Here is a 12,532-nt window from a genome sequence, read left to right as displayed (position 1 = left end):
TATGACTGCCGCCAAGATCAAGGTGCTCTGCGTGGACGATTCCGCGCTGATCCGCAGCCTGATGACGGAGATCATCAACAGCCAGCCCGACATGGAAGTGGTTGGCACCGCGCCCGACCCGCTGGTGGCGCGCGACCTGATCAAGCGCCTGAATCCGGACGTGCTGACGCTGGACGTCGAAATGCCGCGCATGGACGGCCTCGATTTCCTGGAGCGCCTGATGCGGCTGCGGCCGATGCCGGTGCTGATGGTGTCGTCGCTGACCGAGCGCGGTTCGGAAATCACCATGCGCGCGCTGGAACTGGGCGCGGTGGATTTCGTTACCAAGCCCAAGCTCGGCATCCGCGACGGGCTGCTGGAATACACCGATACCATTGCCGACAAGCTGCGCGCCGCAGCGCGCGCGCGCGTGCGCGCGGCGGCGCAGCCGGCCCCGGGCGCCAGTGCTCCCGCGCCGATACTGCGCAGCCCGCTGCTGTCGACGGAGAAGCTGATCATCCTGGGCGCCTCCACCGGCGGCACCGAGGCGATCAAGGAATTCCTGATGCCGCTGCCGCCCGACAGCCCCGCGGTCATGATCGTGCAGCATATGCCGGCCGGCTTTACGCGCTCGTTCGCGCAGCGCCTGGACGGGCTGTGCCGCATCACCGTAAAGGAAGCCGAGCACGGCGAACGCGTGCTGCCTGGCCATGCGTACATCGCGCCGGGCGACTCGCACCTGCGCCTGGCGCGCAGCGGCGCCAACTATGTCGCGCACCTGTCGCAGGAAGCGCCGGTCAACCGGCACCGGCCCTCGGTCGACGTGCTGTTCGATTCGGCCGCCGAGCATGGCGGCAAGAACGTGATCGGCGTGATCCTGACCGGCATGGGCAAGGACGGCGCGCGCGGCATGCTGCGCATGCGCGAGGCCGGTGCCTATAACCTGGCGCAGGACGAGCACACCTGCATCGTGTTTGGCATGCCGAAGGAGGCGATCGCCACCGGCGGCGTGCATGAAATCGTGCCCTTGCCGGCGATGACCCAGCGCGTGATGGCGCGCCTGGCCACGTACGGCACCCGCGCGCAACGGGTCTGAACGGACCCGGGAACCTCAACAAGCCCAGACAACAAGCTGAAACAACAAGCTGGACCGACTAGCCAACACTGCATTTACCTGGAGCCCTCAAAGTGGACAAGAGCATCAAGATCCTGGTCGTGGACGATTTCCCGACCATGCGCCGGATCATCCGCAACCTGCTCAAGGAGCTGGGATTCGTCAACGTCGAGGAAGCCGAGGACGGCGCCGCCGGCCTGGAGAAGGCCAGGGACGGCAGCTTCCAGTTCGTGATCTCGGACTGGAACATGCCCAACATGGACGGCCTGTCGATGCTGCAGGCGATCCGCGCCGACGCGAACATCGGCAAGATGCCGGTGCTGATGGTGACGGCCGAGGCCAAGAAGGAAAACATCATCGCCGCGGCCCAGGCCGGCGCCAACGGCTACGTGGTCAAGCCGTTCACCGCAGCCACGCTGGACGAGAAGATCACCAAGATCTTCGAGAAGCTCGGCGGTTGATCCAGAGGAGCCCTTTGCCATGACTCCGACGCTGAGCAACGATTCGGCCGAGCAACTGATCCTGCGCATCGGCAACCTGACGCGGATGCTGCGCGACAATATGCGCGAGCTCGGCCTGGACAAGGAAATCGAGCGCGCCGCGCAGGCCATTCCCGATGCGCGCGACCGCCTCAACTACATCGCGGCGATGACCGAGCAAGCCGCCGAGCGCACGCTGAACGCGGTCGAACTGGCGCAGCCGATCCAGTCCGACATCGAGCGGCAGGCCGAGACCCTGGACAAGCGCTGGGGTGCGTGGTTCGAGCAGCCGGTGGAGCTGGCCGACGCCCGCTCGCTGGTGCTCGACACGCGCGCTTTCCTGTCCGAGGTGCCAGGCCAGGCCCGCGCCACCAACAGCCACCTGCTTGACATCATGATGGCGCAGGACTTCCAGGACCTGACCGGGCAGGTGATCAAGAAGATGATGGACATGATCCGCACGCTGGAGCAGGAGTTGCTGCAGGTGCTGATCGACAATGTCCCGTCCGAACGCCGCGTGGAAGCGCAGGCGCCGTCGACGCTGATGAACGGGCCGCAGGTGAATCCGGAGGGCAAGGCCGACGTGGTGTCGGACCAGTCGCAGGTGGATGATCTGCTGGCGAGTTTGGGGTTCTGACGTTTTGGTTGGCGCGCTTTTTAAGAGTTTGCCCATACTCGCGCTTGCTGCTCATACTGGGTTCGTCGCTGCGCTTGCGGCGACCGGGTTTAGCAGCCCGGATGAATAAGCCGAACGACCGCCCTTCGGCGGTATCCTTACGTTCGCCGTGCCTTTGCACGCCCCTTCCATGGGCGGGCCCTGGCAGGGGAGCCTCCGGGCTCGCCGGCTTTCGCCTATTCTCCGGTCTGCTAACCCTGCCTTGCGCCCGCCCACCCCCATCAGTACCCGGGGAGCGGGACTGAACCTGTATGAAAAGGGGGGTATCGATTTGATCGTCGGTCAGACGTCGACGGTCTGCGGGGGACCTGAGGCTGGGGGCAGTTCCTGGTTCATCGTGGGATCGCGGGGGCTGGTGTTTTCCCTAATTCTAAAGGGCAAGGTGGCCGGTAGCGGGGCTATAGCGGTAAGGCGCGCCGGGTCGCGTGGCGGGCCTTACGTCAAGGTGCACTCCTGGCGTCGTTCCGCTATATACCGAAGCGCGCCTGTTTGAGTATCCGATCAATGCCCCAGCGAAGGTTGGTCCAAAGGCGGTACGCATAGCCCGGATCCTCGCCGCCCCTGTCACTGATGAGATGGTCCAGGAGCGTGCCGACCGGCACAAACCAGCCACCCCTGCTGGCCAGGAACTCGATCCCTTGCCGGAAGGTCTCGTCGAGGACGCCGTGTTTGACAAAGCCATAGGCGAAGTGCGTATAGACGATGCACACGCCGCCGGTGGCTTCGAGCTGCTCCACGTTCTTCCTGGTGATCAGCGAGTTGAAGACCCGGACGTCGTGGCCGTCGGAAGAACTGAACCAGTATTTGACTAGTGGCTTGGACTTGATGTGGTATGGCATCCGCCGGTCCATGCGCAGCGTGTCGATCTGGTTGACAGTCAAGTTCCTGACATAGGTGATCCTGTCTCGGCAGAGGTCGCCCCAGTAGTGGCTGCCCGCCGGGTCGTCACCCCCGACCAGCGAACCGGCCCTGCGCCTGACGCGGCTGGCCAACTGGTACAGCAGGTTGAAGGGAAACTCGAACCGCTTGCTCCACCAGTAGAGATTGTCGGGGTTGGAGACATGGTTGGTATGCACCTTCGGGTAGCAGCCGAAAGTTTCCCTGAATATCTCCAGCCCAGCGGCAATTTCCTCGCGCGAGAATGAGCCGTCGCCGATGTTGTGCAGCCCAATCTCAAAACCCTTGCGTGACAACTCGATCAGCCAGTCGCGATAGTCTGCGTCGGCCAGCGACTGTCCGGCACACTTGCCGCGCGACGGATAGACCCAGGTTGACTTGGTGGTCCTCAGCCCGCAACGGTCGAGCAGGTCATAGACCGGCTTGGTGTTGGCGACGGTCGACAGATCCGTGTCGTCGAAGATGGTAAAGGCGAATTTCTTTCCATTCGGGAACGAAACCATGACTTGAACCTGAAAAAGTGATCTCCTGAGATGGCTGCCAGCAGATGATGCAGCAAGCCATTTTTCAGGAAGGCTTCATTGAATGATGCCAAGTCGCCCGAAGCGGAAACGCAAATACCTGAGGTTGTGCTGGCCAGGCGATCGTTCGTTCGACGACTTAGCAGGTCTTGGCTGGGCCGCTGCCGTACGGCTGGCCTCGGCCGGCGATCTCGGTCGCAATACCGGCGGCGTGTAGTGGCTTGCACATCGCGGCGCCGCTGTCTGCGATCAGACCTGTGTCCCTCCGTCAGAGGGCGCGCGGCGGACGAAGGATGCGATTGGGGATGAGACTTGGCGTAGCGCCAGCAAAAAAAGGCGGGGTGAGTTGGCCCTGAGAGGTCAGGCCCAGGTTATTACTTGACAGTATTGCGCTAAGCTCTGTGTGCTCGTCGACGTCCAGTTCATGGAGAAACGAGGCATCGCGGCCGCCATATTGCATGCTTCCGTCTTCGCCATAATGAAGAGAAATATATTCCGGCGTTTGTTCCGCTTGTTCCGTTTGCTCCAGCACCTGGTCGTGCGCGTACGTGACGTGCCAGGGCCCTGCAGAAGCTACCTGCAGCGGCAAGAGCAGCACGAGAATAAAGATGACAATGCGGGGCATGCAGAGCATTCTAGGCGGCAGTCGCAAGCGCTGCGGCCCAGTTTGGTCGGTAGCGCACCATGGGAATGGCGAGGCTCTCTATCAGCATGCGACTCAACCCAGGATGCCTGACGGCCGACCACAACCACCTCGGTCTGCTTCCCATATTCTCGATGCGCAGGAGGGCTCCCACCTCATTGTCAACCTTGTTCAGGACGGGTCACTGGCTTGCTTCAAGCCGCCCGCCAGTCGACGGCTTCTCCACTTTCCCCTAAAGTCCCCCAACCCGCCCGCCGTTAACCCCCAATCACCCCCCATTTCCCAAACAACACCCAAATCCCCCGCCTTTTCCCATGAATGGGAAACCCCCCACGCTTCGATAATCCGACCTGACGAATAGCGGCTTGCCCGCTTCGCACGGAGCGTGGATGTCCGAAGAAAGCGATCTCGAGAAAACCGAACCCGCCTCACCCCGGCGCCTGGAAAAGGCGCGCGAGGAGGGGCAGGTGGTGCGTTCGCGCGAGCTGGCCACGTTCATCATGCTGATCGCCGGCGTCGTCGGGCTGTGGACGCTGGGGGGCCACATGGGTCGCAGCCTCAACCAGGTCATGCAGGGCGCGCTGCGCTTCGAGCGGGAAACCGCCTTCGATACCTCGCGCATGCTGTCGCGCTTCGCCCTGATGGTATGGGACAGCCTGCTCGCCTTCCTGCCGCTGCTGCTGCTGTTCTGCGTTGCCGCGCTGGCCGCGCCGCTGATGCTGGGCGGCTGGGTGTTCTCGGCCAAGGCGTTCGCGCCGCAGTTCTCGCGCATGTCGCCGATCGCCGGGCTGGGCCGCATGTTCTCCGCGCACTCGCTGGTCGAGCTCCTCAAGGCCGTGGCCAAGTCGCTGCTGGTGGGCGCGGTCGGGGCCTGGGTGCTGTGGCAGCGCCTGCCGGAAGCCATCGCGCTGATGAACGCGCCGGTGCAGGAAGCGCTGCTGCACATGGTCGACCTGGTGCTGTACTGCTGCCTGGTGGTGTCGCTGTCGCTGCTGGTGGTGGCGGCCATCGACGTGCCCTGGCAGTACTGGGAGTTCTTCAAGAAGCTGCGCATGACCAAGGAAGAGGTCAAGCAGGAATTCAAGGAGAGCGAGGGCGACCCGCATATCAAGAACCGCATCCGCCAGCAGCAGCGCGCCATGGCGCGCCGCCGCATGATGACCGAGGTGCCCAGGGCTGACGTGGTGGTGACCAACCCCACGCACTTCGCCGTGGCACTGCGTTATGAGGAAGGCCGCATGGGCGCGCCGCGCGTGGTGGCCAAGGGCACCGGCGAAGTCGCCGCGCGCATCCGCGCGCTGGCGGCCGAGCACCGCGTGCCCCTGATGTCGGCGCCGCCGCTGGCGCGCGCGCTGCACCGCCACGTGGAGCTGGGCCACGAGATTCCCGCAGGACTCTATACCGCCGTGGCCGAAGTGCTGGCCTGGGTCTACCAACTGAAGCACTGGCACTACTCGCAGGGCCCGCAGCCGCAGGCGCCGTCGGACCTGCCGGTGCCTGATGAACTCGCCGTACCGGAAAGCGCCGAATGAACGCTCTGAGCTCGCTGTTGAACCTGCCTGGCCTGCGCTCGGCCGGCCAGATGAAGGCCTTCACCGGGCCGCTGCTGATCATCATGATCCTGGGGATGATGATCCTGCCGCTGCCGGCCTTCGTGCTGGACTTGCTGTTTACCTTCAATATCGCGCTGGCGATCATGGTGCTGCTGGTCAGCATGTACACGCAGAAACCGCTGGACTTTGCCGCGTTCCCCGCGGTGCTGCTGTTTACCACGCTGCTGCGCCTGTCGCTGAACGTCGCTTCCACACGCGTGGTGCTGCTCGAAGGCCATACCGGCCCGGACGCCGCCGGCAAGGTGGTGGAAGCATTCGGCCACTTCCTGGTGGGCGGCAACTTCGCGGTCGGTATCGTGGTGTTCGCGATCCTGGTGGTGATCAACTTCATGGTCATCACCAAGGGCGCGGGACGGATCGCCGAGGTGGGCGCGCGCTTCATGCTGGACTCGATGCCCGGCAAGCAGATGTCGATCGATGCCGACCTCAACGCCGGCCTGATCGATGAAGCCGCAGCCAAGAAGCGCCGCGCCGAAGTGGCGCAGGAATCGGACTTCTACGGCGCCATGGACGGTGCCAGCAAGTTCGTGCGCGGCGACGCCGTAGCGGGCCTGATCATCATGTTCATCAACGTCGCCGCCGGCATGGTGGTGGGCATGGTGCAGCACGACCTCGACTTCGGCACCGCCGTGCACAACTACACGCTGCTGACCATCGGCGACGGCCTGGTCGCGCAGATCCCGGCGCTGGTGATCTCCACCGCGGCTGGCGTGATCGTGTCGCGCGTGGCCAATGAGCAGGACGTCGGCGAACAGCTGACCGGGCAGCTCTTCTCCAACCCGCGCGTGCTGTACCTGACCGCCGGCATCATGGGCCTGATGGGCATCATCCCGGGCATGCCGCATTTCGCCTTCCTGCTGCTCGCCGGCGCGCTGGTCTGGATGGGCCGCTACCTGTCGCGCAAGGCGGCGACGCAGCAGCAGGTGAAGCAGCGCGAGGAACGCACGCCCGCGGTGGCGCAGGAATCGACCGAAGCCAGCTGGGACGACGTCGCGCTGGTCGACCCGCTTGGCATGGAAGTGGGCTATCGCCTGATCACGCTGGTCGACCGCGCGCAGGACGGCGAACTGCTCGGCCGCATCAAGAGCATCCGCAAGAAGGTGGCGCAGGAAATCGGCTTCCTGGTGCCGGTCGTGCATATCCGCGACAACCTGGAGCTCAAGCCCAATGCCTACCGCATCACGCTCAAGGGCGTCGAGATCGGCCGCGGCGAAGCGATGCCTGGGCAGTGGATGGCGATCAACCCGGGCCAGGTCAGCGGCACGCTGCCTGGCGCGGCCACGCGCGATCCCGCCTTCGGCCTGCCGGCGGTGTGGATCGACGCCGGCATCAAGGAGCAGGCGCAGTCCTACGGCTATACCGTTGTCGATGCCAGCACGGTGGTCGCCACGCACCTGAACCACCTGATCCACATGCATGCGGCCGAACTGCTCGGCCGGCAGGAAGTGCAGGCGCTGCTGGACCGCATCGCCAGGGATGCGCCCAAGCTGACCGAAGACCTGGTGCCCAAGACCATCTCGCTGACGGCGCTGCAGAAGATCCTGCAGAACCTGCTCGACGAAGGCGTGGCGATCCGCGACATGCGCACCATCCTCGACGTGGTGGCCGAGCACGCGCCCAAGATCAGCGACCCCAACGAACTGACCGCGATGGTGCGCGTGGCGATGGGCCGCGCCATCACGCAGCAGCTGTTCCCCAACAACGCCGACCTGCAGGTGATCGGCCTCGACGCCGGGCTGGAGCGGGTGCTGTCGCACGCGCTGACCAACGGCGGCGGCATCGAGCCGGGGCTGGCCGATGCGCTGCTGCAGCAGACCCAGGGCGCGGTCACGCGCCAGGAGCAGATGGGGCTGGACCCGGTGCTGCTGGTGCCGTCGCAGCTGCGCCCGCTGATGGCGCGCTTCCTGCGCCGCACGCTGCCGCAGCTGAGGGTGCTGTCGCACGCCGAAGTGCCTGACAACCGCAATATCCGCATCACCGCCATGATCGGCGCGTGAGGTGCCAACGACAAAGCCAACGACAAAGCCAACGACAAAGCCAACGACAAAGCCAACGACAGAGCCAACGATGAGCGTAGCCAAATTTGTCGCCGCCAACGGCCGTGAGGCCATGCGCCAGGTGCGCGAAGCCATGGGCCCCGATGCCGTGGTGCTGTCCAACCGTACCGTGGAGGGCGGTGTCGAGATTGTTGCCATGCGCGATGCCGACCTGGACAGCGTGTCGGCCAGCGCGCAGGCCTACGTGCCACCCGTGCCCGCGACCGAGACTGCAGCCATTGGCGACCTGCGCGGCGAGCTGCAGTCGATGCGCGCGATGCTGGAACGCCAGCTTGCCGGCATCGGCAATGCGCCCACCGCTGCAGGCCACGGTGTTGCCGCCGGCGATCCGCTGCGTGAATCGCTGTTCGAATGGCTGGTGGGCGCCGGCTTCTCCGGCCAGCTCGCGCGCACGCTGCTGGCGCGCCTGCCGCTGGGCTACGACCGTCCGGCCGCGAGGACGTGGATCCGCAAGGAACTGGCCAGCAAGGTGCCGGTGCTGGGCGACGAAGACCATCTGTTTGCGCAGGGCGGCGTGCTGGCGCTGATCGGGCCCACCGGCGTGGGCAAGACCACCACCACCGCCAAGCTGGCGGCGCGCTTCGTGCTGCGCCACGGCGCCGACAAGCTGGCGCTGCTGACCACCGACAGCTTCCGTATCGGTGCGCATGAACAGCTGCGCATCTACGGCGACATCCTCGGGGTGCCGGTGCATGCGGTGAAGGACGCCGCCGACCTGCGCTTCGCGCTGGCGGCGATGAAGGACAAGCACCTGGTCATCATCGACACCGTCGGCATGAGCCAGCGCGACCGCAGCCTGTCGGAGCAGATCGCCATGCTGGCCGGCGTGCCCGCGCCGATGCAGCGCGTGCTGCTGCTCAATGGCGCCAGCCACGGCGACACGCTCAATGAAGTCGTGCATGCCTACCGCCACGATGCCGCGCCCGATGGCGGCGGCATCGACGGCTGCATCATCAGCAAGCTGGATGAGGCCACGCACCTGGGCTCCGTGCTCGACGTGGTGATCCGCCACCGCCTGCCGGTGTTCTACGCCTCCACCGGGCAGCGCGTGCCCGAGCACCTGGAGCTGGCCAGCAGCGCCGCGCTGGTCGAACGCGCCTTCCTGACGCCGCGCCGCGGCTCGGTCTTCGCCGATGCCGACGTCGCGCGCCGCCGCCAGGCGGTCGCGGACGAGCCGGCCGGGAACGGTGGGAAGGGCGGTGCCGAAGACGTGCTGCGCTCGCTGACCGACAGCGCCGACGCGCTGGGCCAATGTGTCGCGGAGCTCAACCACGCCGGCCTCGGCTTCGACCTGGCGCGCTCGCTGTGGCAGCAGCGCACCGCGGGCGATACCGCGCTGCGCGCGATGGCGCAGCAGGTGCGCGAAGCGGTCTGCCGCGACGTCAACCGTGCCTGCGACCAGTACGTGCTGGCGCTGGCGGCCACGCTGCCGGTCAGCGTGCCCGGCCGCCGCGCGCCGCAGCCGCTGCAGCACACGCTGTGGCTGGGCGACCGCAGCGGCACGCCGCTGGCCGCCACCGTCACCGCCGCCGGCCGCGCCGGCCAGCCGCTGGGCGAAGCCGATGCCGAGGCCGCCAACCTGCGCGCGGCCATGAGCGCCGCGCGCAAGGTGGTCAACCTGGTCGACGCGATGCCGTCCGCCGCCACGCTGGCGCGCTGGCAGCAGGCCGGAGAACGCTGGATCGCGGGCGCGCGCAAGACCGTGCGCGTGATCAGCGCAGGCGCCGCCTGGAAGCTCGATGCGCTCGCCGATACGCTGACCTTCCACGCCGTCGGCGACGCCGTCGTGCGCGAGCGCGACGCCGTGCGCTGGCTCGCCACCGCCGACGTGCGCGTGCCCGACAGCCCCGCGCGTGGCAAGGGCGCCCCGGAAGGCGGGATCGATGCCTGCCTGGTGGTGGTGCGCCTGGTCGATCGCGCCAGCGGCGAGCTGCTCGATACCCGCTATTCGTTGTGCGACCCGGTGCTGGCGCCGGACGCGGCGCAGGTGGCGCACTGGACGCCATGGTCGGACACGGCCGAAACGCGCCTGCGCACGCTGCGCCATGCCGCCGACCACTTCGCGCAGGACGCCGAAGCCGGCCACGCCGCCAGTGCCACACTCGCGGCGCTGCAGCTTGGCATGTCGGTGCTGCGCCTCGAACACGCGCCAACCGCGACCGCGCCGGCGTTCCTGGCACGGCTGGCCGGCCGCACCGTGCGTGCCGGCGCGGCGGTGCCGGGCACCGTGCTCAATGAAGGCATGGGCCGCATGCTGGCGCTGCTCGACGTATTGGAGAACTATCCCGGCCGCACGGCGGCGGCACCTGCCGCTGCCGTGGAGGTGGTCGATGCGATGCGGTCCGATGCGATGGGAGTCGATACCATGGGAGCCCTGCAGTGAGCACCCTTGCCATGGACCAGGCAGAGAGCCTGCGGCGCATGCTGGCCCCGCGCGCCACGCGCCGCATTGCCGTGGTGGCCAGCGAGCGCGGTGCCGGCGCCACCACGGTGGCGTTGGGCTTGTCGCACGCGCTGGCGATGCAGGGCGAGCGCGTGCTGCTGCTCGACGAAGACCCGGCCACGGCGCGCGCAACCAGACTCGCCGGCGCGACGCCGGCTGGCACGCTCGCCGACGTGCAGGAAGGACGCCTGCCCCTGGAAGCCGCGGCGGGCGCCGGCACCGGCGGCGCGGTATCGGTGCTGCCGGCCGGCCGCCAGCGCGCAGGGCTTGAGGTGCCCGCCGCGGCGCTGTCGGCCTTCCGCAGCGTGCTGGTCGATGCCACTGCCGATGCCGAAGGCGCGCTGTCGCCCTTTGCCGGCAGCGCGCACAACGTGGTGATCGTGATGCGCCCGGAACTGGCGTCGATCACCGCCGCGTATGCCTGCGTCAAGCGCCTGCACCACCTGTACGCCTGGCGCCGCTTCCACCTGGTGGTCAACATGGCCGCCGCCGAAGCCGCCGTGCAGGCGATCCTGCGCAACCTCGCGCGCACCGCCAGCCAGTACCTGGGCGTGGAAGTGCTGTGCGCCGGCTGGCTGCCGGCCGATCCGCTGGTGGCGCGCGGGGTGCAGCTTGGCCGCTGCGTGGTCGAGGCTTTCCCGGCCGCACCCGCGACCAGCGCGCTGCGCCGCACCGCCGGCAGCATCGGCGGCTGGCCGCTGCGCACCGAGGCGCCAGCCTCCGCCGCGACGCCGGTGCCGGCATGAGCGCCGCGCGAACCATGCCTTACCGACGAACCAGACCCTGAGCCAGCCGGTGCGCCGCGTGGCGCGTCCGTCCAGCAATCCAGCATTCACGAGAATTGCACCATGTACACGATCCAGGGAAAGCTCGACCAGGCCGATGTGGTCAAGGCGCACGCACAGCTGGTGCGTCGCATCGCCCTGCAGCTGGCCGCCAAGCTGCCTGCCAGCGTGCAGATCGACGACCTGATCCAGGCCGGCATGATCGGCCTGCTCGATGCCGCCAAGCGCTATGAAGACACCCACGGCGCGCGCTTCGAGACCTACGCCAGCCAGCGCATCCGCGGCGCCATGCTCGACGAGGTGCGCGCCAACGACTGGCAGTCGCGCAGCCTGCGCCAGTTCACGCGGCGCATCGAACGCACCCAGCGCTCGCTCGAGCAGAAGCTCGGACGCACGCCGATCGATTCCGAGGTGGCCGAGGCGATGGAAATGCCGCTGGATGAATACCAGGTCCTGCTCAACGAAGTCTATGGCTGCCAGCTGCTGCACTACGAGGATTTCGAGCGCTCCGGCGAAGAGGATTTCCTCGACCGCCATCTTGGCGGCAGCGACGACGGCAATCCGCTGACCGTGCTGATGGAAAGCGGCATGCGCCAGGCGCTGATCCGCGCCATCGACCGGCTGCCCGAGCGCGAGAAGCTGGTGCTGTCGCTGTGCTATGACCAGGAGCTGAACCTGCGGGAGATCGGGGCGGTGCTGGATGTGACCGAGTCACGGGTGTGCCAGATCCGGGGGCAGGCGATTACGCGGTTGCGGAATCAGATGCGTGGGTTGTTGTGATGGCCGGCCTGGCGCGCGGCGCCGGTCTCGCACTCATGGCTGTGTCTGCCTGTGCCTGGGCCGCGACCGAAGGCGGTACGCGGCATGCGTGGACCGGGTCGGTCAATGGGCCGGCGTTGCATGGGCGGGGGCAGCGGGCCGTATCGGCGCCTATTCAGCCGGTGGGGGTGTTGCCGCAGGCTGAAGGGGTGATTACCACGGTGCGGTGGCGCTATCGCTTCGCTCAGACGCCGCCCGTGGAACTGCAGGCCTATCTCTGCAATGCGCAGCGGTGCGTGATGCTGCCCCAGGCTGAGGGGCAGACGTCAGCGTTCTCCGGGGATGATGCTACCAAGGGCTTTGTGTTTGCGTTTCGGGTGCCGGGGCAGGGGAGCCTGGTGCCGGTTTTGCAGGGGCGGAGTAATGAGGTGGTTGTTGGGTTTCGGTAGGGTTTTGTTGTGCCTTGCGGCTCGGCATCAAGTAGCTACCGGACCTATCCGGAATTTTGTGTACGAGGCATATCATGAGAGGTAATGACCATGGATATGCCGATGAAGAAGAAACGT

Annotated in this window: 11 protein-coding genes and 1 pseudogene; 9 read left to right on the top strand and 3 right to left on the bottom strand. The window is 66.8% G+C overall.

Translation table 11 applies throughout. The features are described from left to right. Position 1: 1 nt before the first annotated feature. The 3 genes from J8I34_RS22855 to cheZ all read left to right on the top strand — a co-directional run bounded on the left by J8I34_RS22855 (position 2) and on the right by cheZ (position 2,209). Entirely contained in the window at positions 2–1,075 is a 1,074-nt protein-coding gene (locus tag J8I34_RS22855; RefSeq protein WP_209807082.1) for a protein-glutamate methylesterase/protein-glutamine glutaminase, read from the top strand. Positions 1,076–1,167: 92 nt separating this feature from the next. Then, positions 1,168–1,554: a chemotaxis response regulator CheY gene (gene cheY, locus J8I34_RS22850; protein WP_029049982.1), complete on the top strand. Its 387-nt coding sequence runs from the start codon at positions 1,168–1,170 to the stop codon at positions 1,552–1,554. 19 nt (positions 1,555–1,573) lie between these two features. After that, positions 1,574–2,209: a protein phosphatase CheZ gene (gene cheZ, locus J8I34_RS22845; RefSeq protein ID WP_209807081.1), complete on the top strand. Its 636-nt coding sequence runs from the start codon at positions 1,574–1,576 to the stop codon at positions 2,207–2,209. 506 nt (positions 2,210–2,715) lie between these two features. On the opposite strand, the gene J8I34_RS22840 is transcribed toward cheZ, so the two are convergent. The 3 genes and pseudogenes from J8I34_RS22840 to J8I34_RS22835 all read right to left on the bottom strand — a co-directional run bounded on the left by J8I34_RS22840 (position 2,716) and on the right by J8I34_RS22835 (position 4,291). Beyond that, positions 2,716–3,648 carry a hypothetical protein gene (locus tag J8I34_RS22840; protein ID WP_209773506.1) on the bottom strand — a complete coding sequence of 311 codons (933 nt, stop codon included), beginning with the start codon at positions 3,646–3,648 and terminating at the stop codon, positions 2,716–2,718. Positions 3,649–3,670: 22 nt separating this feature from the next. Then, a pseudogene (locus J8I34_RS34810) lies at positions 3,671–3,889 on the bottom strand (IS5/IS1182 family transposase); the annotation flags it as partial. A gap of 45 nt (positions 3,890–3,934) precedes the next feature. Continuing rightward, complete coding sequence (locus J8I34_RS22835) at positions 3,935–4,291, bottom strand: hypothetical protein (protein WP_156914508.1); 357 nt, start codon at positions 4,289–4,291, stop codon at positions 3,935–3,937. A 407-nt stretch (positions 4,292–4,698) separates the two neighbouring features. Between J8I34_RS22835 and flhB the strand changes: the two genes are divergently transcribed. From flhB to J8I34_RS22805, 6 genes are all read left to right on the top strand, one after another. Then, positions 4,699–5,841 carry a flagellar biosynthesis protein FlhB gene (flhB, locus tag J8I34_RS22830; RefSeq protein WP_209807080.1) on the top strand — a complete coding sequence of 381 codons (1,143 nt, stop codon included), beginning with the start codon at positions 4,699–4,701 and terminating at the stop codon, positions 5,839–5,841. Further along, positions 5,838–7,919 carry a flagellar biosynthesis protein FlhA gene (gene flhA / locus J8I34_RS22825; RefSeq protein ID WP_209807079.1) on the top strand — a complete coding sequence of 694 codons (2,082 nt, stop codon included), beginning with the start codon at positions 5,838–5,840 and terminating at the stop codon, positions 7,917–7,919. The genes flhB and flhA overlap by 4 nt, the downstream gene beginning before the upstream one ends. A gap of 70 nt (positions 7,920–7,989) precedes the next feature. After that, positions 7,990–10,362 (top strand): flagellar biosynthesis GTPase FlhF, encoded by a 2,373-nt coding sequence (gene flhF, locus J8I34_RS22820; RefSeq protein ID WP_209807078.1) that lies wholly within the window; start codon positions 7,990–7,992, stop codon positions 10,360–10,362. 11 nt (positions 10,363–10,373) lie between these two features. Next, positions 10,374–11,168, top strand: coding sequence for a MinD/ParA family ATP-binding protein (locus J8I34_RS22815; protein WP_035878726.1), 795 nt, complete (start codon positions 10,374–10,376; stop codon positions 11,166–11,168). A gap of 102 nt (positions 11,169–11,270) precedes the next feature. After that, entirely contained in the window at positions 11,271–11,987 is a 717-nt protein-coding gene (locus J8I34_RS22810; RefSeq protein ID WP_029050128.1) for an RNA polymerase sigma factor FliA, read from the top strand. Then, a complete protein-coding gene (locus J8I34_RS22805; protein WP_209773517.1) occupies positions 11,987–12,415 on the top strand; it encodes a flagellar protein FlhE in 429 nt (142 codons plus the stop codon). Before J8I34_RS22810 ends, J8I34_RS22805 begins: the two co-directional genes overlap by 1 nt. The last annotated feature ends 117 nt before the right edge of the window (positions 12,416–12,532 follow it).

The sequence above is a fragment of the Cupriavidus phytohabitans genome, assembly GCF_017815025.1.
Taxonomy (GTDB): Bacteria; Pseudomonadota; Gammaproteobacteria; order Burkholderiales; family Burkholderiaceae; genus Cupriavidus.
Note: the sequence above shows the minus strand (reverse complement) of the source record. Positions and strands in the feature narration are given on the sequence as shown.